Annotated in this window: 23 protein-coding genes; 14 read left to right on the forward strand and 9 right to left on the reverse strand. The window is 66.4% G+C overall.

All coding sequences use genetic code 11. From position 1 onward, the window contains the following. The first annotated feature begins 4 nt into the window (after window positions 1-4). Genes LC407_RS11760 through LC407_RS11780 form a run of 5 tightly spaced genes read left to right on the forward strand, consistent with a single transcriptional unit; the run spans window position 5 to window position 7,107 of the window. Window positions 5-1,345, forward strand: coding sequence for a sugar ABC transporter substrate-binding protein (locus LC407_RS11760; protein WP_025876511.1), 1,341 nt, complete (start codon window positions 5-7; stop codon window positions 1,343-1,345). Beyond that, entirely contained in the window at window positions 1,342-2,223 is an 882-nt protein-coding gene (locus tag LC407_RS11765; protein WP_025876513.1) for a sugar ABC transporter permease, read from the forward strand. Before LC407_RS11760 ends, LC407_RS11765 begins: the two co-directional genes overlap by 4 nt. Then, a complete protein-coding gene (locus LC407_RS11770) occupies window positions 2,220-3,056 on the forward strand; it encodes a carbohydrate ABC transporter permease (RefSeq protein WP_025876515.1) in 837 nt (278 codons plus the stop codon). The genes LC407_RS11765 and LC407_RS11770 overlap by 4 nt, the downstream gene beginning before the upstream one ends. Continuing rightward, window positions 3,053-6,220, forward strand: coding sequence for a discoidin domain-containing protein (locus tag LC407_RS11775; protein ID WP_059064654.1), 3,168 nt, complete (start codon window positions 3,053-3,055; stop codon window positions 6,218-6,220). The genes LC407_RS11770 and LC407_RS11775 overlap by 4 nt, the downstream gene beginning before the upstream one ends. A 2-nt stretch (window positions 6,221-6,222) precedes the next feature. Next, window positions 6,223-7,107, forward strand: coding sequence for an endonuclease/exonuclease/phosphatase family protein (locus tag LC407_RS11780; protein WP_223482861.1), 885 nt, complete (start codon window positions 6,223-6,225; stop codon window positions 7,105-7,107). Between the two features lie 115 nt (window positions 7,108-7,222). On the opposite strand, the gene LC407_RS11785 is transcribed toward LC407_RS11780, so the two are convergent. Beyond that, window positions 7,223-10,453: an Rne/Rng family ribonuclease gene (locus tag LC407_RS11785; RefSeq protein WP_223482862.1), complete on the reverse strand. Its 3,231-nt coding sequence runs from the start codon at window positions 10,451-10,453 to the stop codon at window positions 7,223-7,225. A 406-nt stretch (window positions 10,454-10,859) separates the two neighbouring features. Here LC407_RS11785 and LC407_RS11790 point away from each other — a divergent pair, with 406 nt between their 5' ends. Then, entirely contained in the window at window positions 10,860-11,834 is a 975-nt protein-coding gene (locus tag LC407_RS11790; protein WP_025876523.1) for an RluA family pseudouridine synthase, read from the forward strand. Window positions 11,835-12,380: 546 nt separating this feature from the next. Here the strand turns inward: LC407_RS11790 and zupT are convergent. From zupT to LC407_RS11805, 3 genes are all read right to left on the reverse strand, one after another. After that, window positions 12,381-13,190: a zinc transporter ZupT gene (gene zupT / locus LC407_RS11795; RefSeq protein WP_025876721.1), complete on the reverse strand. Its 810-nt coding sequence runs from the start codon at window positions 13,188-13,190 to the stop codon at window positions 12,381-12,383. A 97-nt stretch (window positions 13,191-13,287) separates the two neighbouring features. Beyond that, on the reverse strand, window positions 13,288-13,704 hold the full coding sequence (locus LC407_RS11800; RefSeq protein ID WP_025876723.1) for an energy transducer TonB: 417 nt from the start codon (window positions 13,702-13,704) through the stop codon (window positions 13,288-13,290). Then, the gene (locus tag LC407_RS11805; protein ID WP_025876725.1) at window positions 13,701-14,051 is read right to left on the reverse strand and encodes a 4a-hydroxytetrahydrobiopterin dehydratase; all 351 of its coding nucleotides are present in this window, start codon (window positions 14,049-14,051) and stop codon (window positions 13,701-13,703) included. Before LC407_RS11805 ends, LC407_RS11800 begins: the two co-directional genes overlap by 4 nt. Before the next feature lie 90 nt (window positions 14,052-14,141). On the opposite strand from LC407_RS11805, the gene LC407_RS11810 reads away from it, so the two are divergent. Continuing rightward, the gene (locus LC407_RS11810) at window positions 14,142-14,741 is read left to right on the forward strand and encodes an NfuA family Fe-S biogenesis protein (RefSeq protein ID WP_049466593.1); all 600 of its coding nucleotides are present in this window, start codon (window positions 14,142-14,144) and stop codon (window positions 14,739-14,741) included. Between the two features lie 10 nt (window positions 14,742-14,751). Then, a complete protein-coding gene (locus tag LC407_RS11815; RefSeq protein WP_223482863.1) occupies window positions 14,752-16,506 on the forward strand; it encodes a hypothetical protein in 1,755 nt (584 codons plus the stop codon). Between the two features lie 122 nt (window positions 16,507-16,628). Here the strand turns inward: LC407_RS11815 and LC407_RS11820 are convergent, their stop codons facing one another. Next, window positions 16,629-17,042, reverse strand: coding sequence for a barstar family protein (locus tag LC407_RS11820; protein ID WP_025876732.1), 414 nt, complete (start codon window positions 17,040-17,042; stop codon window positions 16,629-16,631). Next, complete coding sequence (locus LC407_RS11825) at window positions 17,039-17,497, reverse strand: ribonuclease domain-containing protein (protein WP_223482864.1); 459 nt, start codon at window positions 17,495-17,497, stop codon at window positions 17,039-17,041. Before LC407_RS11825 ends, LC407_RS11820 begins: the two co-directional genes overlap by 4 nt. Before the next feature lie 220 nt (window positions 17,498-17,717). Here LC407_RS11825 and LC407_RS11830 point away from each other — a divergent pair, with 220 nt between their 5' ends. Next, entirely contained in the window at window positions 17,718-18,329 is a 612-nt protein-coding gene (locus LC407_RS11830) for a superoxide dismutase (RefSeq protein WP_005410310.1), read from the forward strand. Window positions 18,330-18,441: 112 nt separating this feature from the next. On the opposite strand, the gene LC407_RS11835 is transcribed toward LC407_RS11830, so the two are convergent. Then, entirely contained in the window at window positions 18,442-19,278 is an 837-nt protein-coding gene (locus tag LC407_RS11835; RefSeq protein WP_223482865.1) for an endonuclease/exonuclease/phosphatase family protein, read from the reverse strand. A gap of 162 nt (window positions 19,279-19,440) precedes the next feature. On the opposite strand from LC407_RS11835, the gene LC407_RS11840 reads away from it, so the two are divergent. Together LC407_RS11840 and LC407_RS11845 are read left to right on the forward strand one after the other, a co-directional pair. Further along, on the forward strand, window positions 19,441-21,006 hold the full coding sequence (locus tag LC407_RS11840) for an oligopeptide:H+ symporter (protein ID WP_025876741.1): 1,566 nt from the start codon (window positions 19,441-19,443) through the stop codon (window positions 21,004-21,006). Between the two features lie 7 nt (window positions 21,007-21,013). Beyond that, complete coding sequence (locus LC407_RS11845; RefSeq protein WP_025876742.1) at window positions 21,014-21,640, forward strand: rhomboid family intramembrane serine protease; 627 nt, start codon at window positions 21,014-21,016, stop codon at window positions 21,638-21,640. A gap of 58 nt (window positions 21,641-21,698) precedes the next feature. Here the strand turns inward: LC407_RS11845 and LC407_RS11850 are convergent, their stop codons facing one another. Beyond that, on the reverse strand, window positions 21,699-21,860 hold the full coding sequence (locus LC407_RS11850) for a hypothetical protein (RefSeq protein WP_167552091.1): 162 nt from the start codon (window positions 21,858-21,860) through the stop codon (window positions 21,699-21,701). Window positions 21,861-22,068: 208 nt separating this feature from the next. On the opposite strand from LC407_RS11850, the gene LC407_RS11855 reads away from it, so the two are divergent. Genes LC407_RS11855 through cfa form a run of 3 tightly spaced genes read left to right on the forward strand, consistent with a single transcriptional unit; the run spans window position 22,069 to window position 24,424 of the window. Then, a complete protein-coding gene (locus tag LC407_RS11855; protein ID WP_025876743.1) occupies window positions 22,069-22,371 on the forward strand; it encodes a GNAT family N-acetyltransferase in 303 nt (100 codons plus the stop codon). Between the two features lie 36 nt (window positions 22,372-22,407). Continuing rightward, complete coding sequence (locus tag LC407_RS11860; RefSeq protein WP_105165031.1) at window positions 22,408-23,289, forward strand: DUF3298 and DUF4163 domain-containing protein; 882 nt, start codon at window positions 22,408-22,410, stop codon at window positions 23,287-23,289. A gap of 19 nt (window positions 23,290-23,308) precedes the next feature. Further along, complete coding sequence (gene cfa, locus LC407_RS11865) at window positions 23,309-24,424, forward strand: cyclopropane fatty acyl phospholipid synthase (RefSeq protein WP_059064639.1); 1,116 nt, start codon at window positions 23,309-23,311, stop codon at window positions 24,422-24,424. Between the two features lie 68 nt (window positions 24,425-24,492). Here cfa and LC407_RS11870 read toward each other — a convergent pair whose 3' ends face one another. After that, complete coding sequence (locus tag LC407_RS11870; RefSeq protein WP_154231509.1) at window positions 24,493-24,960, reverse strand: hypothetical protein; 468 nt, start codon at window positions 24,958-24,960, stop codon at window positions 24,493-24,495. Between the last annotated feature and the right edge of the window lie 347 nt (window positions 24,961-25,307).

Genomic DNA, 25,307 nt, shown 5'->3' on the forward strand with positions numbered 1-25,307 from the left:
CAAGGTGCACGACTGGAAACACCGCCTGCGACGCTGGGCATTGCCTGCACTGGCCGCGCTGGTCATGGCCGGCTGTGCCCGCCAGGAGCAGGGCACCACCACCGTGCGCTTCTGGGCGATGGGGCGCGAGGCTGAAGTGGTCAGCGAGCTGATCCACGAATTCGAAGCGGAGAACCCCGGCATCAAGGTCGATGTGCAGAACATCCCGTGGACGGCCGCGCACGAAAAGCTGCTGACCGCCTTTGCCGCCGATGGCCTGCCCGATGTGTGCCAGCTCGGCAACACCTGGGTGCCCGAGTTCGCCGAACTCAACGCGCTCACGCCGCTGCAGCCGTTCGTGCAGCGCTCGACTGTGGTCGATCCGAAGGACTACTTCCAGGGCATCTGGGATACCAACGTGATCCACAACGAGCTGGTCGGGGTGCCGTGGTACGTCGATACCCGCCTGATCTATTACCGCAAGGACCTGCTGGCCAAGGCCGGCTTCGACCATCCGCCGCGCACTTGGGCGGAATGGGACGAGCAGATGGCCGCGATCAAGCGCATGCAGGGTCCGAACCGCTATGCGGTGCTGATGCCGATCAACGAGTTCGAGCAGCAGCTGTCGCTGGCCCTGCAGCAGCCCGATCCGCTGCTGCGCGACGACGACACCCGTGGCAATTTCTCCAGCCCCGGCTTCCGCCGCACGCTGGGGTTCTACGCCAACATGTTCGAGCAGGGCTGGGCGCCGAAGATGTCCGAGACGCAGATCTCCAACGTCTGGGATGAATTCTTCCGCGGCTTCAACGTGTTCTACATTTCCGGCCCCTGGAACATCCGCGAGTTCAAGAAGCTGCAGCCGAAGGAACTGGAAGGACAGTGGGGCACGGCCGCGCTGCCGGGTCCGGACGGTCCGGGCGCGGGCATCGCCGGTGGTACCAGCCTGGTGATCTTCCGCAAGTCGCAGCAGAAGGAAGCGTCCTGGAAGCTGATCGAATTCCTGTCGCGGCCGGCAATCCAGGCGCGCTTCCACGCGATCATCGGCGACCTGCCGCCGCGTCGCAGCACCTGGAATGCGCCGTCGCTGGCCAACGATCCACTTGCCGCCGCCTTCCGAGACCAGCTGGAGCGGGTCAAGCCGACCCCGAAGGTGCTCGAATGGGAGCGCATCGTGCAGGAAATGCGCATCGTCACCGAACAGGTGGTGCGTGGCGGCCTGCCGCAGGACAAGGCCGTGGCCGAACTGGACCAGCGCGTGGACAAGGTGCTGGCCAAGCGTCGCTGGATGCATGAACAACAACGCCTGCAGCGCAGCGCACCCCCCTCGGGTTCGACCAGTGCAGTCGCGGCCGGGAGCCCGCAATGAAACGTACTTCGCTTGCCGGCTGGATCTTCGCCGGCCCCTCGCTGATCGTGCTTGGTGTGTTCTTCGGCCTGCCGGTGGCTTCGGCGCTGGCGCTGAGCGTGACCGACTTCGACCTGTATGCGCTGGCCGACAGCAGCAACCTGCGCTTCGTGGGTCTGGGCAACTACATCGACCTGCTGCAGACCCCGATGTTCTGGAAGTCGCTGTGGAACACCACCTATTTCGTGGTGATCGGCGTGCCGTTGTCGATCGGTGTATCGCTGGGCGCGGCGATGCTGCTCAATGCCCCGGCCGCGCGCTTCAAGGCGCTGTTCCGCACCGCGCTGTTCGCCCCGGTGGTGACCACGCTGGTGGCGGTGGCGGTGATCTGGCGCTACCTGTTCCACACCAGCTATGGCCTGGTGAACTACGGCCTGGGCCATCTTGGCATCAGCCCGATCGACTGGCTGGGCGATCCCAACTGGGCGATGCCGACCATCATGCTGTTCGCGGTGTGGAAGAACTTCGGCTACAACATGGTGATCTTCCTGGCTGGCCTGCAGGCGATTCCGCATGACCTGTACGAGGCCGCGCGCATCGACGGCGCCTCGCGCTGGAAGCAGTTCCTGCACATCACCCTGCCGATGCTCGGCCCGGTGCTGCTGGTGGTCGGGGTGATCACCGTATCCGGGTACTTCCAGCTGTTCGCCGAACCCTATGTGATGACCCGCGGCGACCCACTGCAGAGCACCGTCAGCGTGCTGTATTTCATGTTCGAGGAAGGCTTCAAGTGGTGGAACCTGGGACGCGCCTCGGCCGTGGCGTTCCTGCTGTTCCTTATCATCCTGGCGGTGACCACCGTGATGCTGCGCTTTGGCCGCAAGAGGCAGTTGGTATGAGTCGTGAAATCGGCCAGTCACGCTGGCACCCGTGGATGATCAATGGCGCGCTGCTGGTGCTGGCCCTGGTCAGCCTGGCACCGTTGCTGTGGATGCTGTCGGTGTCGTTCATGCCGCAGGGCGAGGCCACCCATTTCCCGCCGCCGCTGCTGCCGTCCAGCATCACCACGCACAATTACACCGAGCTGTTCGCGCGCACCGGCATGGGCGGCAACTTCGCCAACAGCCTGCTGGTGTCGCTGGCGATCACCCTCGGTTCGCTGCTGCTCAACACGATGGCCGGCTACGCTTTCGCCAAGCTGCAGTTCGCCGGTCGTGAGCGGCTGTTCCAGGTGCTGATGGCGGCGCTGGTGATCCCGGCACAGGTGGCGATGCTGCCGCTGTTCCTGTTGATGAAGCAGCTGGGCCTGGTCAACAGTTTCGGCGGCGTGATCGTGCCGGCGCTGGCCAGCGTGTTCGGCATCTTCCTGGTGCGCCAGTACGCCCGCTCCATTCCCGATGAGCTGCTGGAAGCGGCACGCATCGACGGGGCAGGGGAGCTGCGGATCTTCTTCCAGATCGTGCTGCCGATGCTGAAGCCGGTGCTGGTGACGCTGGCGATCTTCACCTTCATGGGCGCCTGGAACGATTTCATGTGGCCCTTGATCGTGTTGACCGACCAGGAGCACTACACTTTGCCGGTGGCCCTGGCCACCCTCTCGCGCGAACACATCATGGACGTGGAAATGATGATGGCCGGCGCAGTGGTCACCGTGGTTCCGGTGCTGGCGCTGTTCCTGGTGCTGCAGCGGTACTACATCCAAGGATTGTTGCTGGGGAGTGTGAAGGGATGATGCGTGCGATCGCCGTTGGACTGGGCCTGTTGTGGTCTTCCCTGGCGATCGCCGCACCACCGGCGCTGCCCGCGCCGAAGGTGCTGGATGATTTCGACGACATCAGCGCCTGGAAGCTGGTGTTGTCCGACCAGGTCAGCGGCTCGCTGCGGCCGGTCAGTGGCGCTGGCGGTGGCCGCGCGCTGTGCCTGGATTACGACTTCCATGAGGTCTCCGGTTACGTCGGCATCCGTCGTCCACTGAACATCGAGTACCCGGCCAACTATCGTTTCGGCTTCCAGCTGCGCGGTGATTCGCCGTCCAATGACCTGCAGTTCAAGTTGATCGACGCCAGCGGCGACAACGTGTGGTGGGTCAACCGCCCCGGCTATGCCTTCCCCAAGGCGTGGACGCCGGTGGAGTACCGCCGCCGGCAGATCGACAAGGCCTGGGGGCCATCGCCAGAGAAGGACATGGCGCGCAGCGCGTCGATGGAATTCACGATCTACAGCAAGGTCGGCGGTCGCGGTACCGTGTGCTTCGACAAGCTGACCCTGCAGGGGCTGCCCGCGCAGGATGATTCGGCGCTGCGGCCCTCGGTGATCGCCGATACCGCAACCGCGCTGCAGGACCGGATGATCGACGGCAAGTCCGATACCTTCTGGATCAGTGGCGGGGTCAAGCAGCAGACCATCAGCCTGGACCTGCACAAGAACCGCGAGATCGGCGGTGCGGTAATCGACTGGCTGCCCGACCTGGAAGCCAATCGCTACACCGTGCGTACCTCCGAGGATGGCCGTGACTGGCGTACCGTGCGCGAAGTGACCGCAGGTGCCGGAGGCCGGGACTGGCTGGCACTGCCCGACACCGATGCGCGCTACGTGCGTTTCGACCTGCAGGGCGGGCCGAACTGGCGCTACGGCATCCGTGACATCACCCTGAAGCCGCTGGCGTTCGCCGCGACTCCCAATGCCTTCCTGTCCTCGGTGGCGGCCGACCTGCCGCGTGGCGCGTTGCCGCGCGCCTACGTTGGCGAGCAGCCGTACTGGACGCTGCTTGGCCTGGACGGCGGCCAGGAACAGGCGTTGATCAGCGAGGACGGTGCGCTGGAGCCGGCCAAGGGCAGCTTCAGCATCGAGCCGTTCATCCGCCTCGACGGCAAGCTGCTTGACTGGTCGAACGTTGCCATCAGCCAGTCACTGCAGGATCGTTACCTGCCGATCGCCACGGTCGACTGGGTGCACGAGAAGGCCGGCCTTTCGGTGACAAGCTTCGTGCAGGGCACGCCCGAACGCGCGCAGCTGATCGGGCGCTACCGCTTGAGCAATCCGGACAAGGTCGCGCACGAATACACCCTGGCCCTGGCGATCCGCCCGTGGCAGGTCAATCCCCCCACCCAGTTCCTCAACACCGTGGGCGGCTTCAGCCGCATCGACAGCCTGGACGTGGGCGAGCAGCTGGTGCGCATCAATGGCGAACCGCGGCTGTATCCCCTGCAGGTACCGGATGCGCGCTTTGCCAGCAGCTTCGACGGCAAACTGGATGCGATGCACCTGGCCAGCGGCAAGCTGCCCGGCACTACTGCGGTGAAGGACCCGACCGGCATGGCGTCCGGCGCACTGTTGTACACGATCAAGCTCGAACCCGGGCAGAGCCGCGAGGTGGCGATCGTGCTGCCGCAGACCGGCAGCTGGGCGCCGCAGGCGCTGGACGTGGCCAAGGCACAGCAGCAGGTGGCGACGATGTGGCGCGACAAGCTGGGCGTGGTGACCCTGCAGGTGCCCGCCGCCGGCCAACCGCTGGTGGAAACCCTGCGCACCGCGGTGGCGCACATGCTGATCTCGCGGGTCGGCCCGCGCCTGCAGCCCGGTACGCGCTCCTATGCACGCAGCTGGATCCGCGATGGCGCGATGATCTCCGAAGGCCTGCTGCGGATGGGGCGCAGCGATGCCGTGCGTGACTACGTGACCTGGTATGCGCCCTATCAGTTTGAAAACGGCAAGGTGCCGTGCTGCGTCGATGCGCGTGGCAGCGACCCGGTGCCGGAGAACGACAGCCACGGCGAACTGATCTACAACATCGCCGAGTACGGCCGCTATACCGGCGACACGGCCTTCCTCGAGCAGATGTGGCCGCATGTGCTGGGCGCCTACAGCTACATGGAGCAACTGCGGGGCAGCGAGCGCACCGAGGAGAACCGCGCGCGCAATCCTGCCTTCTACGGGATGATGCCGGCCTCGATCAGCCACGAGGGCTATTCGGCCAAGCCGATGCATTCGTACTGGGACAACTTCTGGGCACTGCGCGGTTACAAGGACGCCGCGCAACTGGCGGCGCAGCTGGGCAAGGTCGAGGCGATGCAGATCAGCGAGTCGCGCGATCAGTTCCGTGATGACCTGCAGGCCTCGCTGCTGGCGGCCATGCAGCAGCACCGCATTGATTACCTGCCGGGCTCGGCCGAGCTGGGTGACTTCGACGCCACCTCCACCACGATCGCGTTGGCGCCCGGCGGCGAGCAGGGGCGGTTGCCGCAGGAGGCGCTGGACGCGACCTTCCAGCGTTACTGGAACGAATTCGTCGGGCGCCGCGATGGCAAGCGCGAATGGAAGGACTACACGCCGTACGAATGGCGCAACGTCGCCGCGTTCGTGCGCCTGGGATGGCGTGATCGTGCCTGGCAGGCCACCGAGTTCTTCTTCAAGGATCGTGCACCGCAGGCCTGGAACCAGTGGGCCGAGGTCGTCTCGCGCACGCCGCGCAAGCCGTTCTTCGTGGGTGACCTGCCGCATGCCTGGGTGGCCTCGGACTTCGTCCGTTCGGCACTGGACATGTTCGGCTACAACCGCGATGCGGATGAGGCGCTGGTGCTGGCCGCCGGTATCCCGGTGGCGTGGCTGCAGGGCGAGGGCATTGCCGTGCAGGGCCTGCGCACGCCGCAGGGGCAGCTCAACTATCGCCTGCAGCGCAGCGACAAGCAGCTGGTGCTGGAAGTGCAGCCCGGGCTGGTGCCGCCGGCCGGTGGCGTGGTGCTGCCATGGCCGTATGCAGGCGAGCCGGGCCAGGCGACGGTCAACGGCGAGGCGGCGGAATGGGTCAACAACGAGCTGCATGTGCACCAGTTGCCGGCACGCGTCGAGATCGATGTGCCCAGCGCGGTGCGCCGCGCCGAACGCAAGGAAAAGTAAGCATGCGAGGTCCGCTCGGAATCGGTCGCGGTTTGTGCGCGCTGGGGCTGGCGATCGCGCTGGCCCTGCCCGGGCTGGCGCCAGCCGCTGAGTTGGCCAGCGCGGCTGGCGCGGCCACAGCGGTCGGCGAGCCCGGCATGAGCATGGTCACATTCAACCTGCACCACGACCGCGAGGACTGGCCCAGCCGTCGTCGCACGATCGTGGCCGAGCTCAAGCGCCTGCAGCCCGATGCCGTCGCGCTGCAGGAGGTGATCCAGAAGCGCAACGTGCGCAACCAGGCGCAGTGGCTGGCCAGCCAGCTCGGCTACCGGTACGTATTCGTGTCCACCGATCCGGTGGGTGCACCCAAGCGTTATGGCAATGCGCTGCTGACCCGGCGCCCGATCCTGGCGCATGGCGAACACCTGCTGCTGCCGCTGGATGACTACCGCACCGTGGCCCATCTGCGCATCGACGTGGAGGGCAGGCCGGTCAATGTCTATGCCACCCATCTCAACGAGCGCAGTGACGACGCCGGCCAGCGCATCCGCCGCAGCCAGGTCGAGGATCTGCTGCGTTTCATCGCCGGCAGTTCTGCGGGGGCACCGGTGGTGATTGCCGGCGACTTCAACGCCCTGGTCGATGCCGGCGATCTGAGCGAACTGCGCAGCCACTATGGCGACAGCTACGGCAGCGTGCACGTCAACACCGACCTGGCGGGTGTGAGCACGCTCAACCGCCATTACTACCAGGCGCCGTCGCGGATCGACCACATCTTCTTCCAGCAGGACGAGATGGTCGCGCGCGAAGCGAAGATCCTGTTCGACCAGCCTGATGACGGTGGCCGCTGGGCCTCCGATCACTACGGGGTGTGGACCCGGCTGCAGTTCGCGCCGAAGCCCTGATAACTGCATCGCGTGGCGACGCGGCAGGCGTTCGCTACGGCATCTGATACGTCACAAACAGAAACGGCGGGGATCATCGATCCCCGCCGTTTCGTTGTTGCCGATCAAGGATCGATCAGGCGACCGGTGGCGTGCGCTTGCCGGCGTCTTCGTCTTCTTCCGACGCCTGCGCGTCGGCGGCCTGTGCGGCAGCGTCGGCATGGCCATCGGCGATCGGGTCGACCTGCGCCGGCACGACCGCATCGGCGACCGGCGCAGCGGCGTCCACCGGTGCGGCTTCGACAGCCACTGGGGCTGCCGGCTGCTCGGCGACCGGGGCGACTTCAACCTCGGCCTTCGGTTCGACTGCCGGAGCAGCTTCAACCACCGGCGCAACATCGGCCACCACCGGCTTCGGCTCGGCCACCGGTGCGGCTTCGACCACCGCGGTCGGTTCAGCGACCGGAGCGGCTTCGATCGCAGCAGCGGTCTCGGTCACCGGCGGCTTCGCCTCGATCACCGGAGCCGCTTCAGGCGCCGGCTGCACCGGCGTCGCTGCATCGATGGCATCCAGCATGCTGGTCTGCACCGGCGACGGGGCCGGTTCGACCTTGGCGACTGCTTCCACCGGAGCCGGAGTCTGCACTGCGGCGGCCACTGGAGCGGCTGCCTCGACCACGGCACTGCTTACGGCAGCAACCGGGGCAACCGCGGCAGCCACTGCAACCGGCGCACGTGCCGGCTTGCCGGCATCAGCGGCGGCCGGCTCGACTTCGTCATCGAAATCGAATTCCGGCTGCGAACGCGACGGCTGCACGGCGGCTGCCGGTGCGCCGACCGAAGCCGGGGCGGTCTGCTCGACCGAATCGCCGTCGTTGTCCTCGCCTTCGGCATCATCGCCGTCGTCCAGGTCATCACCCAGTACGTCACTACCTGCAGCGTTCTCGGCGCCACCACGACGACGACGACGACCACCGCGACGGCCACGGCGGCGGCGGGTTGCGCCTTCGCCGGTCTGATCGCCTGCGGCATCGGCCGCAGCATCCTCGGCAGCCCCGGTCGCAACCACGACCTCGGCATCGGTCGTTGCGGCGGTGTCCACGGCCGCGACGGTGTCGACCACGTTTTCAGTGGCGACGGCCGGTGCCAGTGCCTTTTCTTCCTGCACCGCAACCGTGGCCGCAACCGCAGTCGTGGTAGCCACGGCAGCGGCAGCGGTCACGACATCGGCCGGGGCTTCGGCAGCGGCACGCTGCGGCTTCTCGGCCGGCTTGTCACCGTCCTGCGGGCGCGGCTGCCTCGGCTGCTTCAGCTTCGGCTGCTGCTGCCCCTGGCCCTGTTCGTTGCGCGGCTTGTTCTGCTGCTGCGGCTGCTGGGCATCCTTCGGCTTGCCCTGCTGCTGCGGCTGCTGCTGGCCATTGCCATTGGCCTGGCTGCCGCCGTTGCGGCCATCCTTGCGCTGCTCACCGCGGTCCTTGCGGTTGCCGCCGTCCTTCTGCTGCTGCGCATTGCCATTGCCGCCGTTGCCACGGCTGTCCTCGCGACGGTCCTTGCGGTCCTTGTTGCGATCCTTGTTGCGGTCACGGCGACCGCCATCCTGCTGCTGGCGGGCGGCCGGTGCCGGCGCAGGAGCGGGAGCGGGCTCGCCGCCAAAGATGCGCTTGAGCCAACCAACCACGCCACCGCTGGCGGCGGCAGCGGGAGCCACTGCGGCCACCGGTGCCGGTGCAGGCGCAGCGGTCGGTTCCACTTCCTCCCGCACCGGGGCGGGGGAGTTGTGCTTGACCTGGGTCACCATCGGCGGCGGGATGTTCAGCTGGCCCTTGGTCAGTGCGTGCACCGGCAGCTTGCGCGGAGTACCGCGCTGGTAGCTCGGCTTGCCGCTTTCCTCGCCCAGCTCGTTGTCGCGCAGGCGGGTAACGGTGTAATGCGGGGTGTGCAGCTGCTCGTCGGCAACGATCACGATCGGCGCCTCGTGGCGCTTCTCGATTTCGCCCAGCGCGCCGCGCTTTTCATTCAGCAGGTAATTGGCGATCTCCACCGGGGCCTGTACCAGCACCTGCCCGGTGTTCTCCTTCATCGCATGCTCTTCGGCGACGCGGATGATCGACAGCGACAGCGACTCGACGCTGCGCATGCGGCCATGGCCGTCGCAACGCGGGCAGACGATCTGGCTGGATTCGCCCAGGCTCGGACGCAGGCGCTGGCGGCTCATTTCCAGCAGGCCGAAGCGCGAGATGCGGCCAACCTGCACGCGTGCACGGTCGTACTTGAGCGCGTTGGCCAGGCGGTTCTCGACTTCGCGCTGGTGCTTGTTGGAAGCCATGTCGATGAAGTCGATCACCACCAGGCCGCCGAGGTCGCGCAGGCGCAGCTGGCGGGCCACTTCCTCGGCCGCTTCCAGGTTGGTCTGGAACGCGGTGTCCTCGATGTCGCTGCCCTTGGTGGCGCGCGAGGAGTTGACGTCGACGGCAGTCAGCGCTTCGGTCTGGTCGACCACGATCGAGCCGCCCGACGGCAGGCGCACGTTGCGCTCGTAGGCGCCTTCGATCTGCGATTCGATCTGGAAGCGGTTGAACAGCGGGATGTCGTCCTTGTAATGCTTGAGCTTGCGCAGGGTCTGCGGCATCACCTGCTGCATGAACTCCTTGGCGTGCTCGTACATTTCCTCGGTGTCCACCAGGATCTCGCCGATGTCGGCGCGCAGGTAGTCACGCAGGGCGCGCACGATCAGGCGCGATTCCTGGTAGATCAGGAACGGGGCCGGCTTGCTCAGGGCGGCTTCGGCGATGGCGCGCCAGACGTTCAGCAGGTAATCCAGATCCCACTGCAGCTCTTCCGCATCGCGGCCGACGCCGGCGGTACGGATGATGACGCCCATTTCGTCGGGGATGTTCAGCTTGTCCAGAGCGTCCTTCAGGGCCGCCCGGTCTTCACCCTCGATGCGACGGGAAACACCGCCGGCACTGGGGGAGTTGGGCATCAGCACCATGTAACGGCCGGCCAGGGAGATGAACGTGGTCAGGGCGGCGCCCTTGTTGCCACGTTCTTCCTTGTCCACCTGGACGACGATTTCCTGGCCTTCCCTCAGCAGCTCGCGGATGCCGGCCTTGTTGTGGTCGACACCGGCCTGGAAGTAATCGCGGGAGATTTCCTTCAGCGGCAGGAAGCCATGGCGGCCACCACCGTATTCAACGAAGGCCGCTTCCAGCGAGGGCTCGATGCGGAAGATCCGGCCCTTGTAGATGTTGGACTTCTTCTGTTCCTTGGACGGCTGCTCGATGTCGATGTCATACAACGACTGGCCATCCACGATGGCAACACGCAGCTCTTCAGCCTGCGTGGCGTTGATCAGCATTCGCTTCATTGTTGCGTTCCTCGCAAGCGGCTACCGCGCGGAACGCCATGGAGTTTCGCCTCTGGACACGGCTCGCCGCCCATTCGCGCAAGCGCGGGGAGGGCGGCTTGGGTTTCCAGCGCTACGACACCACGGCAGGCCGCGGGAGCGCTTCAATTTTCTGGTTTTGGGTGTTGCAGGGCCGGAGGCAGCTGTCAGCCAGGCTGGAGCGCCGCACGGGACATGTTCAGCGCGACTGCGTGTCAGGCAATCGGCGATGGCCGGGAACGCCGGTGAGCCGCTAACATGGCCGCCCCGCGGGCGGTGGTCGCGCACTGTGCCGGATTCGTCGGAAGCGGGGCTTCTGGCCCTGAGTAACTTCCAACGAAATCAATCCCTTATCTCGCCCCCCGAGTGTAACAGAATAAACAGGCTGATGACTGCACAAGACCCCACCAAGCCGGCCGGCGACAAGCCTTCCGTGCGCATGATCACCGTTCCGGCCGACCGCGCCGGCCAGCGCCTGGACAATTTCCTGCTCGGCCAGCTCAAGGGTGCCCCGCGCAGCCTGGTCTACAAGCTGGTCCGCAGCGGCCAGGTGCGCGTCAATGGCGGCCGCGCCAAGGCCGAGCGCAAGCTGGAGGCCGGCGACGAAGTGCGGATACCGCCGGTTCGTCTCAGCGAAGAGGGAGACAAGGCGGGTCCGCCCGAGGCGTTCATGCGTCGGCTGGAGCAGGCCATCGTCTTCGAAGATGCCCGGCTGCTGGCGCTGAACAAGCCGACGGGCGTCGCCAGCCATGGTGGCAGCGGCATCAGCTTCGGCGCCATCGAGACCCTGCGCGCTCTGCGCCCCGGGCAGACCCTCGAACTGGTCCACCGGCTGGACCGTGACACGTCGGGCCTGTTGATCGTGGCCAAGAAGCGTTCGGCACTGAGCGAGCTGCAGGCACTGCTGCGTGAAGACCACGGCGCCGGTATCCGCAAGCGCTACCTGACCCTGTTGGCCGGGCGCATGCCGGACGGGGTGATGACGGTCGACGCGCCGTTGCACGTGGGCCTGCGCCAGGGCGGCGAGCGTCATGTGCAGGTCAACGCGATCGGCAAGGAATCCATCAGCCATTTCCGGGTGCTGGAGCGCAAGGGCGGCCATTCCTATTGCGAGGTGCGCATCGAAACCGGCCGCACCCACCAGATCCGCGTGCACGCCCAGCATCTGGGGCATCCGGTAGCCGGTGACGACAAATACGGCGATCCTGCGGTCAACAAGCGGCTTCGTGAGCAGATCGGGCTGAAGCGCCTGTTCCTGCATGCCGCGTCGCTGGAGTTCGCGCTGGACGACGGCAAGAGCCCGTATGTGCTGAACGCGCCGCTGGCCGATGAGCTGGTCGAGGCGCTGGATCGACTTCGCTAAGGGCGGTTCGGCGGCGCCGGGCGTTTGGCTGGAGCCGTCGTTTCCCTGCGATAAGTGGGCTTGTCACTTTCTTTGCTCGTGCAAAGAAAGTAACCAAAGAAACACGCCGCCATCCGCGAGCCAGCGCTGCGCGCCGGTGCCCTGTGCTCCTCGGTCCGCCGAGGGGCGGCGCGGAACTCGCTGCGCTCAAACACCCGCGCCTCTTCGCCCTCGCCGGACCTGCGGTGCTCGGCTCGCTACAAGGCGGACCCGACAGCCGCAGCGTAGACCCCAGGCTGCACGCAGCCTTTGTAGAGTCGAGCAACGCTCGACTCACGCGCGCAGCGCGGGCTTCGCTTTTAATCCTTTCATCGCGCGGCTGGCACGCACGTAGCCTGTCAGAGGCCGGGCGAGGTGGGTTTGCGGGGGTGTAAGCGCCATGGATGGCGCGCCCAAGCCCCCATGGATGGGTTTACGGCGTCCCCCGCATACCCACCTCGCCCGGCCCAACCGCAGCATCTCGCTCCGCCAGCCGCGAGGGGGCTCAGCCCGTTGGCCGGAAATCCCTCACCACTTGAACAGCACCAGGCTGATCGCCAGCGTACCCATGCCGGCCACCAGGCCATACACGGTTTCGTGGCCCTTGGCGTAGCGCTTGGCCGCCGGCAGCAGCTCGTCCAGCGCCAGGAACACCATCACACCGGCAATCAGGCCGAACACCCAGCCGAACGTGGCGTGGGACAGCGAGCCGGACAGCAGTACATAGCCGATCGCCGCGCCGACCGGCTCGGCCAGGCCTGACAGCAGGCTGGCGGCGAACGCATAGAACTTGTTCTGCGTGGCGAAGTACACCGGCACCGCAATGGCGATGCCCTCGGGAATGTTGTGGATGGCGATGGCGAAGGCCAGCGGCATGCCCACCGACGGGCTCTCCAGCGTCGCGAAGAACGTCGCCAGCCCCTCCGGGAAGTTGTGCGCGGTGATCGCCACCGACGTCAGCAGGGCGACCCGCTTCAGGTATTCGCGGCTGTTCTCGCGGAAGGCCGGGTCCTGCTTGTCCAGGCTGTCATGCGGGTTGGGAATGAAGTGGTCGATCAGCACGATCACCACCACGCCCAGCAGGAAGGCGAGGGTGCCGTAGGTGAAGCCGGTGCGCTCACCATAGGCCAGCGCGAACGAGGCGATGGATTTGTTGAGGATCTCCGACAGCGAGACGTACACCATCGCGCCGCCGGCAAAGGCCAGGCCGAAGGCCAGCAGGCGCGGATTGGGGCGACGCGAGAACAGTACCAGCAGGCTGCCGATGGCGGTGGCAAGGCCCGCAGCGAGGGTGACCGCCAGGGCGATCCAGATGTTTTCGGGGGGAATCTGCAGCATGTACCGACGCGTTCCTTGTCATCAAGCAATCGCCCCGGCACGGGCCGGGGCGGCAAAGGCGAGGCGGGCGTCGGCTGGCCTCGTCACCGGCAGGCGATCAGCCGCCGCGGCGCAGGCTTTCTTCGATGGCGAAGCACTGGTCCGGCTTGGGCTGCGGCGGGTTGAAGCTGACCGGCACCTGGATCGTGGCCGGCACGGCCTCGCCATTGCGGGTGGCTGCCTTGAACTGCCAGCCCTGCACGGCGGTCTTGGCCAGATCGTCCAGCTGCGGGTTGCCCGCGCCGGTCAGCAGGGTGACCTCGCTGGGTTTGCCGTCGGTGCCGATCACCACCTTGAAGGTGCTGGTGCCGCCCACGCCGGTGCAGGCCAGTTCCAGCGGATACTGCGGCGGCGGGGTCTTCACCGCAGCCACTTCGGTGGGTGCGGCAGCCGGTGCTGCCGGCGGTTCGGAGGTGCCGCAGCCGGCCAGGCCGGTCACGGCAAGCAGGGACAGGCTCAGCAATCGCACGTTCATTTCAGTTGCTCCGTCAGGGCGGAAGTCTTCGCTGCGCAGATGAAGTCGTTCTCGCTCAGGCCGCCCACGTCGTGGGTGGAATAGCGGACGACGGCACGGTCGTAGTGGACGCCGAGGTCCGGGTGATGGTCCTCGCCGTGGGCGATCCAGGCCAGCGCGTTCACGAAGGCCATGGTGGCGTAGTAATCCTTGAAGCGGAACGTGCGCACCAGCGCCTGGCCGGCCTCGGCCAGCTCCCAGCCGGGAACCTGCGGCAGCAGTTCGGCCAGCCGGGCCTCGCCCAGCTTGTGGTCGCTGCCCTTGCGTGGCACGCAACGGGCCTGTGCCAGCGGAATCAGGTCGGCCATGGGTTCCTCCACCTCGTGTTGACTGAACAATGCGCCGGCCGGTGTATAAATCGAATGAGCGGCTGACGCTTACTTGGCTAGAATAGCCTGATGATCCAGATCTCCGACACTGCCCAGACCCATTTCCGCAAGCTGATCGAACGCGAGGGCGTGCCCGGCATGGGCGTGCGCTTGAGTGCGGTCGATCCTGGCACCCCGCGTGCCGATGCCCGGCTGGAGTTCGCCGAGCCGACCGATCTGCTCGGCGACGAGTGGGCGGTGGACTGCGATGGCTTCACCCTCTATGTGGACGCCACCAGCGTTGGCTGGCTCGATGGCGCGGAGATCGACATCGTGCCCGGTACCGCTGGTACCCAGCAGCTGACGATCAAGGCGCCGCGGATCAAGGGCGAAGCGCCCGGCGATGCCGCCTCGCTGGTCGAGCGCGTGCATTGGGTGGTGGAAAACGAAGTCAATCCGCAGCTCGCTTCGCACGGTGGCAAGGTCGCCGTGCAGGAAGTCTCGGCCGACGGCGTGGTGCTGCTGCGCTTCGGCGGTGGCTGCCAGGGCTGCGGCATGGCCGACGTCACCCTCAAGCAGGGCATCGAGAAGACCTTGATGGGCCGTGTGCCTGGGGTGACTGCGGTGCGTGACGCTACTGATCACGACAGCGGCCACGCTCCGTATATTCCGCGCGGCAACGCCGCCTGATCGCCAACGCGTGCCTCTGCCCAGAGCCGAGCAACTCATCGACCTGCTGCTGGCGCGCCAGCAGCGACCGCCCATCCTCGAGAAGAGCACCGGCCTGCCGTACGGCTGGGCGATCTGGCTGCGGACGCTGACGCCGCTGCCGCGTCCGTTCCACGCGCGCGAGGTGATCGCAGTGCTGCTGCCGCGGCCGCTGCCCGGGCCTCCGGGGCGCTTGCCGGGGCTGGGGCCATGGGCGTCCCTGCGCCGCCTGTTCTGGCAGGACTGGGATCCGGCGCCGCGTGACCAGCGCTGGATGCGCTGGACCTCGGCGCTGCTCAGCGCGTTGCTGCATCTGTTGTTCTTCCTGCTGCTGCTGTGGGTGGCGGTGATCCGCACGTCTTCGCCGGACGAGCAGGGCAGCGAGGGTGAGCGCGTGCAGATTGAATTCGTCGGCCGTGCTGCACAGGAAGGCGGCGGCGACCAGCCCGGTGCCGAGGCGGCTGCCGCCGCGGAGGCCGGTGCTGTAGCCGCAGGCCAGGATGCCGGAGCGGCGACAGCGCCCCGGCCGCAACCGTCTGCACCTGCGCCGTCTTCCACTGCCGCTGCCACGGCACCGACCGCAAGCGTGCCGCCGCCGCCCGAGATGGAGCCGGCGCCGGTGGCCGCACCGCCGCCCTCACCGGTACAGGCCACCGAGGTTGCAGAGGCGACCGCCGAATTCGTGGTGCCGCCGGTCGCACTGCCGCGCACCGAGGTCAGCATCGTGCCTCGCGACACCATTCCGACGGTGCGCGAGCGCAGCGTGCAGCCGGTACAGTCTGTGCCGATAGCAACGCCGGTACGCACGCCCGAGGTGGCAGTGCAGGCTCCCCGCGTGCGCGATGTACAGGTGCAGGAGCGCGAAATCAGCACGGTTGAAGCGCCGGTGGCGCCGCAGCCGATGCGCACCACCGACATCCAGGTACGCGTGCCGCAGCGCGACGTGCAGGTGCGCGAGCGCGAAGTGCAGGCGATGACCGATCCGCAGGTGCGCATGGCCACCGTCGCCGGGCGCGAGCCCACGGTGCGTGCGCCTGCCGGGCGCGAGGTGCAGGTGCGCGAACGGGAGGTTGCTGCCGCTCCGCAACCTGCCGCGTCGACTGCGGCAGGCAGCGCGACCACGCCGACGCCGGCATCCGCCGGCAGTTCGGCCCAGAACAGCGCCAGCGTGGCGCGCCCTGCGACGACCAGTACCGCCGCCGCACAGGCGGGCGCCCGTCCGGCACCGGCCCCGGGCAACTGGGCAACGCCCGCCCGCGGTGACGACTGGGGCGCCTCCAGCCGCAATCGCGACGGTGCCAACCAGGGCGCCGCGCAAACCAGTGCGGGCAAGGGCGATGGTCTGTTCAACGCTGACGGCAGCGTACGCGTGGCCGGCCAGAACGGGGCCGGCAAGGCCGAGCGCGGCGCACCCGGTGGGGTCAACGACGGCTGGAGCAAGGAGCGCATCGCCGAGTCCGGCAAATGGCTGAAGCGGCCGCCGTACGACTACACGCCTACCTCGTTCGACAAGTATTGGGTGCCGCAGGAATCGCTGCTTGCCGAATGGGTGCGCAAGGGTGTCAAGGCAATGGAGATTCCGTTGCCGGGTACCAGCACGAAGATTTCCTGCGTGATCTCGATCCTGCAGGCCGGTGGCGGCTGTGGCCTCACCGATCCGAACATGCAGGACCAGCCGGCAGTGGCGCGTCCGCCGCCGGATATCCCGTTCAAGAAAGAGCTGCAGGAAGATAACGGCAGCCGGTAGGGTGCCGCATCCACGCATGGCGTGGATCTACTGTGCATCCAGCTGCGCCGGGTAGATCCACGCCATGCGTGGATGATCCATGCGCTTCACGTGCATGCCGACCAAGGTCGGCCTCTACCAGGTCATTCGCTCTGCGACAGGAACACCCAGAACGGGACGTCGCGACCTACCCAGTCACGGCTGGCTTCATCCAGGATGTCCAGCAGCGTGTCGAACTCCTTGCCTGCACCGGCGCGCAGGGCATCGACGTCGGCCAGGAACAGCGCATAGCCATGGGCCGGCAGCCATTGCAGGTCGCGCAGGTTGTCAGACAGGGCATCCCAGTTGCCGCCGAAGCCGGCAGGGAAATCAAGCTGGGCGGCCAGCCGCGCCAGCAGGGTGCGCTTGTCGCCCACGCCATCCAGGTCGATCCGGATCACCTTCAGGTCGGCATCGCGCATCGCTGCCGACAGCGCGCTGATATCGGAGCTGTCGATCGCGTAGACGCCGGCATTGTTGATGTCATGCAGGCCGAGGCCGAAATCATCGTGGCTCATGGGCGTTCTCCGGAGGCCGGTACGGTGAAGCTGCGGAACGATTCGTAGTGATCATCGGTGTAGTACCAGGCATCGGGCGGGTTGCCACCGGTGACGATGCGCTGCGCGCCGCGGTTGCCTGCACCGGGCGTGTCGACGGTGTACTCGCGGTAGTAGCCACGCGGGCGCTGTGGCAGCTGTTGTTCGCGGTTGCCGAAGGTGCTGCCGTCCTGCCGATGCGGGAACGGGCCGCCGCGCTGGATCAGCGCGATGGTCTGGCGGGCCTCGGCCGGAAGGAAGCCGGGCAGGCCGCTGTCGCTGTCGCTGTTGCTGCGCAGCGCCGGTGCGTTGGCCGCCGGAGTGCCCTGCAGGTCGGGCGCGAACTGCGGCGGCGGCGGCCGCTGCAGGAAATGATTGACGACCAGGCCGAGCAGCAGCAGGACGATGGCAGTGATCAACAGCCGGGGGTTGCGCATGGGCAGGAGCAGGCGAGGGTGGTGCGCCCACTGTAGCGCCTGCGCGCTGCACCCTGCATGAGGGCGCGCGCCGCGTCACCGCTGCGTAACAATTGCCGGCATGCTCACCTGCAGGACGCAATTTCCTTTACATCCCCCTTGGTAATCTGGCGGCCTGTCCCCATCATTCACCGCGCAACGCCCGACACCGTCGGGTGCCCTCGCAATCAGGAGATGCATCATGGCCTACACCCTGCCCAAGCTGTCCTACGCCTACGACGCGCTGGAACCGCATATCGATGCGGCGACGATGGAAATCCATCACACCAAGCATCACCAGACCTACATCAACAACGTCAACGCGGCGCTGGAAGGCACCGAGTACGCTGACCTGCCGGTCGAAGAACTGGTGAAGAAGCTGAAGTCGCTGCCCGAGAACCTGCAGGGTCCGGTGCGCAACAACGGTGGCGGCCATGCCAACCACTCGCTGTTCTGGACCGTGATGGCTCCGAATGCTGGCGGCAACCCGGTGGGCGACGTGGCCAAGGCCATCGACAAGGACCTGGGCGGCTTCGACAAGTTCAAGGACGCCTTCACCAAGGCTGCGCTGACCCGTTTCGGCAGCGGCTGGGCATGGCTGAGCGTGACCCCGGACAAGAAGGTCGTGGTCGAGAGCACCGGCAACCAGGACAGCCCGCTGATGGAAGGCAACACCCCCATCCTCGGCCTGGACGTGTGGGAACACGCGTACTACCTGAAGTACCAGAACCGTCGTCCGGAATACATCGGCGCGTTCTTCAACGTCATCGACTGGAACGAAGTCGAGCGCCGTTACCAGGAAGCGATCGCCTGAGAACGGTAGCGCCGGGCCATGCCCGGCGGCTTCAACAGAAGGCCGGGGGAGACCCCGGCCTTTTTTTTTGCGCATCGGTAGTGCCGGCCGCTGGCCGGCAACCTCATGGCTCTCATTCGGTGGTGGCAGCCACGTCCTGCAGCCGCAGCGTCGCCATCACGCCCAGGCGCAGGCCGGGCAGGTCGCCATCGGCGGGCAGCATGATCGCCTGCTGGCGGATGCCGCCGAAATGCTTGACCTGGAACAGCACATCCAGCCCATGGCCACTGGCGCCGCCGCCGCTGGCCGCCGGTGCGCCGGGATTGCGCCGGGCCGGCTGGAAGCCGGGCGTGCTGCGCACCAGCTCGACGGTGCTTGCGGAAAAATCCCCGGCGATCAGGCTCGGCATGCCCTCGGCCGTGGCGCCGATCCAGGTCATCAGGTCGCTGGTCTGGTGCTGCCGGGCCGTGGCCTCATCCGGCTCCGGCCGCAGGCGCGCGACGTAGACGTTGACGTCGTTGTCGCCCAGCCGCAGGCGCATCATGCCGGCGGCACTGAAGGTGCCCGGCGGATGCAGCAGGGTAACGCCGTCCTCGCTGACCGGCAGCCGGCTGAGCATCGCGTTGCCATGCCGGACCGGCTGGCTCGGCGGGTCTGCGGTGACGAAATCGCAGCTGTAGCGCAGCCGGCTGGCCAGCCAGCAGGCCGGGTTGCGCCCTTGCTGCTGCAGGACCTGCTGCACCGAGATCACATCCGGCTGCAGATCGGTCAGCAGCTGCAGCACCTGTTCGCGGCGCTGCTTCCATTGCCCTTCATCACGGCTGGGCAGTTCCAGCGCGGCGACGGTCAATTGCCGCACCTCCGTGGCAACGCCGACGGCCGGCGGCGCCTGCGGTCGCGCCAATGCAGGCACGGCCAGCATGAGGGCAAGGCAGCTGGACAGGATGCGGGCAAAGGGGAGGGGGCGCATAACGATAAGTTTACGCTTTTGCCGTGCAGGTTCCGTGACTTCCGGCAGGGCCGCCCATGCCTGCCATGCTTTGGCGCGCCTGTCATGCAGCCCTGCAGCGTGCTTCGCACGCACAGGTTCCGGTACTCTTGCGCCTTTCGTTTTGCAGGAATGCCTTACAGGATGAGCCACGACGCAGTCGCCCCCATCGCCGGCCAGGGAAAGATGCCGCGCCAGATCCCGTACATCATCGGCAATGAGGCCTGCGAGCGGTTCAGTTTCTACGGGATGCGCAACATCCTGGTGCAGTTCCTGATCACCTCCCTGCTGCTGCAGGAAATCACGGCCGAAGGCCGTGCCGGTGAAGCCAAGGACATCATGCACAGCTTCATGATCGGCGTGTATTTCTTCCCGCTGCTCGGTGGCTGGCTGGCCGACAAGTTCTTCGGCAAGTACCACACCATCCTGTGGTTCAGCCTGGTCTACTGCATGGGCCATCTGTGCCTTGCGCTGTTCGAGGGCAGCCGTGGCGGCTTCTTCCTCGGCCTGGGCCTGATCGCGCTGGGCGCCGGTGGCATCAAGCCGCTGGTGGCCTCGTTCATGGGCGACCAGTTCGACCAGAGCAACAAGCACCTGGCCAAGATCGTCTTCGACGCCTTCTACTGGATCATCAACTTCGGCTCGTTGTTCGCCTCGCTGCTGATCCCGCTGGTGCTGAAGAACTGGGGCCCGCAGTGGGCGTTCGGTATTCCGGGCATCCTGATGTTCATCGCCACCTTCGTGTTCTGGCTGGGCCGCAAGCGCTACGTGCTGGTGCCGTTGCCGCCCAAGGACCCGCATTCGTTCGCCAATGTGGTGCGCACCGCGCTGACCACGCGGGTGGCCGGCCAGGGCCGTCCGGGCCTGGTGATCGCCGTGCTCGGCCTGGTGCTGGCGGTGGCCTCGTTCGGCCTGGTCGGCTCGCTCGGCATCGTGATCTGCCTGTGCCTGGCGCTGGTCTCGATCCTGGCAGGCATCGGTGGTGGCACCTGGCTGCAGCTGGACCGCGCGCGCGGCCAGCATCCGGCCGAAGCCGTGGAAGGCGTGCGCTCGGTGCTGCGCGTGCTGGTGATCTTCGCCCTGACCACGCCGTTCTTCTCGCTGTTCGACCAGAAAGCCTCGACCTGGGTGCTGCAGGGCCAGCAGATGCAGATGCCGAGCTGGTTCACCGCCTCGCAGATGCAGGCGCTGAACCCGTTGCTGGTGATGATCCTGATTCCGTTCAACAACCTGGTGCTGTACCCGGCCCTGCGCCGCTTCGGTTTCGAGCCCACCGCGCTGCGCCGGATGACCGCCGGCATCGCTTTCAGCGGCCTGGCCTGGATCGTGGTGGGTGGCATCCAGGTGGTGATGGATGGCGGCAATGCGATGTCGATCTTCTGGCAGATGCTGCCGTACGCGCTGCTGACCTTCGGTGAGGTGCTGGTCTCGGCCACCGGCCTGGAGTTCGCCTACAGCCAGGCCCCGCAGGCGATGAAGGGCGTGGTGATGAGCTTCTGGAACCTGACCACCACCATCGGCAACCTGTGGGTGCTGCTGTCCAATGCGGCCGTACGCAACGAGACGGTGACCCACCAGATCGCGGGGACCGGGTTGAGCGAGGCGGCATTCCTGATGTTCTTCTTCGCCGGCTTCGCCTTCATCGCGGCGTTGGCCTTTGGTTGGTATGCACGACGCTATCGTATGGTCGACAACTACCGCACCGCCTGAGCCTGACATGACCCCCGTCAATCTGCTGTTGATCGCCATCACCGCCATCCTGTCGTGGATGGCGTTCAACAACCGCAAGCTGGCCGACCGCCTGATCCTGTGGCCGCCGGCGGTGGATCGCCACCGCCAGTACGACCGCCTGATCACCTACGGCTTCATCCATGCCGACTGGTCGCACCTGATCTTCAACATGATCACCCTGTTCTTCTTCGGGGGGTTCATCGAGAGCGTGATGGTGCAGCTGACCGGCAGCTACCTGGTCTATCCGGCGTTCTACGTCGGTGCGTTGCTGGTCTCGATCCTGCCCAGCTACCTGAAGAACCAGAAGAACCCGAATTACCTCAGCCTCGGTGCGTCCGGGGCGGTGTCGGCGGTGCTGTTCGCCTTCATCCTGATCAAGCCGTGGTCGATCATCCTGGTGTTCTTCATCCCGGCGCCGGCGATCGTCTATGCCGCGTTCTACGTCGGCTACAGCATCTGGATGGACAAGCGCGGTGGCGATCGCATCAACCACAGCGCGCACCTGGCCGGTGCGGCGTTCGGCGTGATCTTCATGCTGGCCATGCAGCCGAGCATCTTCAGTCACTTCCTGCGCGAACTGTCCAACCCGACCTTCCGCCTCGGCGGCGGCTGAGGGTGGCCGGGGTCGGATCCACTGGATCCGACCCCCGGGGCTGCGGCCCCGCTCCGGGTCAGGCCCGGGTCTGCTGACCGTAGGTATCGAGCAGGCGGGAGAAGACTTCCTCGCCGATGCTCTGGAACGCCTGGTCTTCGGTCTGTCCCTCCACGGCCAGTTGCAGCAGGCCCTCCAGCAGGGCGTGATCGGTATCGGTTTGGGAATCGCTGGGGTGCATCACGGGCCTCCACGGCAGATCGCTTGGTCAACTGTCGCAAGGGGCATGCCAGGCTGGCGCACCCCTGCAGAGGGGTTAGCGGCCGGTTGGCCTGAAGCTTGAGGGCAACAACTGACGCAACGGGCGCAGACTTGTCCCTGTTCAGGCTTCACGCGATCATGGCGCCCGCGTGCGCACCATCCACGCAGTCGCCGCAGGAGACAGTCCCATGGCTTCGGTCACGCCCCCCGGTCTGGCTTACGAGGTCGAACACGATCAGGTCAACCACCGTTTCACCGCCCGTGTGCGTGGGCAGGTGGCACTGTTGGAGTACCAGATCAAGCGCAGGCGGATGGTCATCACCCATACCGAAGTGCCCGAGCCGATCGCCGGCCGCGGCATTGCCGGTGAGCTGACCCGGGTCGCACTGCGTTTCGCCCGTGAGCAGAAGTACAAGGTGGTGCCGGCATGTGCCTATGCCGAGGCCTTCCTGCAGCGGCACGAGGAGTACCACGATCTGCTTGTGGGCTGAATCCAGCGGGCCACCCTTCAGCCAGGGCAGGCGATGATGCATGAACATGAACAGGGGATCCCGATGAAGATTGGAAACAACCGGCCACTGCACGCCAGCGTGCTGGCCGGCGCTATGGGCGTGCTGTTGCTGGCCGGTTGCCAGCGCGAGAACGAGGCGGCTCCGGCCACCGATGCCGCACCTGCGGCCGAAACCACCGGCACCGCCGAGGCACCCGCGGCGGAAGCGCCGTTGGATCTGCGCGATGTGATCGAGAACAACGAACGTGAAGTGGTCGGCATCAGCTACCCGGCGGGCATCGATCGTTATCCGGGCCTGGCACGCGCGCTGCAGGCCTATGCCACCTCCGCCCGCAGCGATCTGCAGCAGGCGCTGGACGGGCTGGGCAACGACAAGCCGACCATGCCCTATGAGCTGTCGCTGAGCTTCGAGAAGCTGCTGGAGACGCCGCAGCTGGTGGTGGTCAGTGCCGACGGCAGCCGCTACACCGGCGGCGCCCATGGCGAACCGCTGGTTGCTCGTTTCGTGTGGCTGCCCGCGCAGCAGCAGATGCTGAGCGCCGAGAAGCTGGTGGCCGATGCCAAGGGATGGAAAGCGATCAGCGATTTCGTCGCCGACCAGCTGCGCGAGCGTGTGGCCACCCGCCTCAGCGGCGAGGACATGGACCCGTCGCAGCTGCAGGAATCGCTGCGCAATGCCTCGCGGATGATCGCCGACGGCACCGGTCCGCAGGCCGACAACTTCAGCCAGTTCCAGCCGCTGACCGACGACAAGGGACAGATCACCGCGCTGCGCTTCGTGTTCCCGCCCTACCAGGTGGGTCCATACTCGGACGGCACCCAGACCGCCGATGTGCCGGCTTCGGTGTTGTTGCCACACGTGGCCAAGGACTACGTGGAGCTGTTCGCACGCGGGTAACCGTAGACGAGGAGGTGACGTGGATACAGGGTTGCAGGAGCGGGTCACCGGCCTGCTCCACGAGGCCGGGGTCCAGATCGATGGAACCCGGCCGCAGGATATCCAGGTGCATGACCCGCGTTTCTTCGCGCGGGTCATCGCGCACGGGTCACTCGGCCTGGGCGAGAGCTACATGGACGGCTGGTGGGATGCCAACGTCCTCGACGAGTTCCTGTACCACCTGATGCAGGCGCACCTGGACGAACGGGTGCACGGCTGGCGCGAGGTGGCCGACGCCTTGAAGGCGCGCCTGTTCAACCTGCAGTCCGGGGCGGGCAGCTACGAAGTCGGCCGCCGCCACTATGACCTTGGCAATGACCTGTACCAGGCGATGCTTGGCCAGCGCCTGGTCTACAGCTGTGGTTACTGGCGCAATGCCGACGATCTGGATGGCGCGCAGGAAGCCAAGCTGGACCTGGTGTGCCGCAAGCTGGGGCTGCGTCCCGGGCAACGCGTGCTCGACATCGGCTGCGGTTGGGGCGAGGCGCTGAAGTTCGCCGCCGAACGATACGGTGTCAGTGGCGTGGGCATCACCATCTCGCAGGAGCAGGCCGACTTCGCCCGCAAGCTGTGCGCTGGCCTGCCGATCGAGATCCGGTTGCAGGACTATCGCGAACTTGATGAACCTTTCGATGCGATCTTTTCGATCGGCATGTTCGAACACGTGGGCGACAAGAACTACCGCAGCTTTTTCGACGTGGCCCGGCGCTGCCTCTCGCCGCGGGGACTGCTGCTGTTGCATACCATCGGCAGCAACATTTCGCGTCACCGCACCGATCCGTGGATCGCCCGCTACATCTTTCCCAATTCGATGCTGCCGTCGGCGGTGCAGATCAGCCGGGCGTTCGAAGGGCGCTTCGTGCTGGAGGACTGGCACAACTTCGGTACCGACTACGACCTGACGCTGCAAGCCTGGCGGCGCAACGTGGAAGCGGCGTGGCCGCGGCTGGACGCGCGCTATGACGAACATTTCCGGCGCATGTGGCGTTTCTATCTGGCCGGATCGATGGCCAGCTTCCGCTGCCGGCATGCGCAGCTGTGGCAGCTGGTGCTGTCGCCGGAGGGCGTGCCCGGGGGATATGTAGCGCCGCGGTGATCGCCGGCGGAGGCGCGCAACCGCAGCAGCCCGCCGTCTTGCCGGGCTGCTGCGGCATCACCCTTGCGTCAGTTGGCGACGGTGTAGACGTATCCCAACGACGTGTTGGCCGTGTCGGTTCGGGCTCTGACCTTGAAGTGCATCGGCGGCAGATTGCGTCCGCTCATGCGGCATTCCTCGAGCTCATCGACCTTGCAGGTGAACTGCGTCTCGGTGGGTTCAAAGCCCATGCCAATGTAGATGTCCAGGTCGGGATTGGCGCGCAGCTTGGTCGTCGTGTACCGGTTTGCCTTGGGCTTGACGACGCCGGAAATGCTCTCGCCCTCCATCAGCGTCACATTGATGCCGGCCGTGCGGGATCCGCCCGGAGCGGTCTGCAGGTTCCACGACAGACAGACCGCATCTGCCGGATCGTTGCAGGCAACCTCCTGCGTGTCGTACGCACGTCCTGCAGCCATGGCCTGGGATGCAGAAAAGATTGCGATGCCAGCCAGCACGCTGGCAGACAGCAAGGGAGCTTTGAAGCGCATTTTCATGTTTTTTCACAACGGGAAGTCAGGACGATTGACTGGCGTTCGCACCTCCTGTGCTCGCCTCCCTCCGTGGTCGGTCGGGGCCGAGTGGGCCACAAGCGGCACCGCGCGTTCTGGGGCCACTGTCAAATTTCGTCGTGGAATGATCTTCTCCTGACAACTCCATTTGATTTGCGACAAGCGGTGTCGCGAACTGCTGTATCGGGCTGAATGAGGGGTATATGACGCGGCCATCTTCTTGCACCTACGTCATGGCAAGAGGCGAATGCGACAGCGGGTAAAAGGCCAGCATCGGCAATGCGCCAGGTCCGCCCCGGCGAAAAAAAAACCGCCCGGTCTCCCGGGCGGTT

This window comes from Stenotrophomonas sp. OVS01A (genome assembly GCF_019969775.1).
GTDB classification, from domain to species: domain Bacteria; phylum Pseudomonadota; class Gammaproteobacteria; order Xanthomonadales; family Xanthomonadaceae; genus Stenotrophomonas; species Stenotrophomonas indicatrix.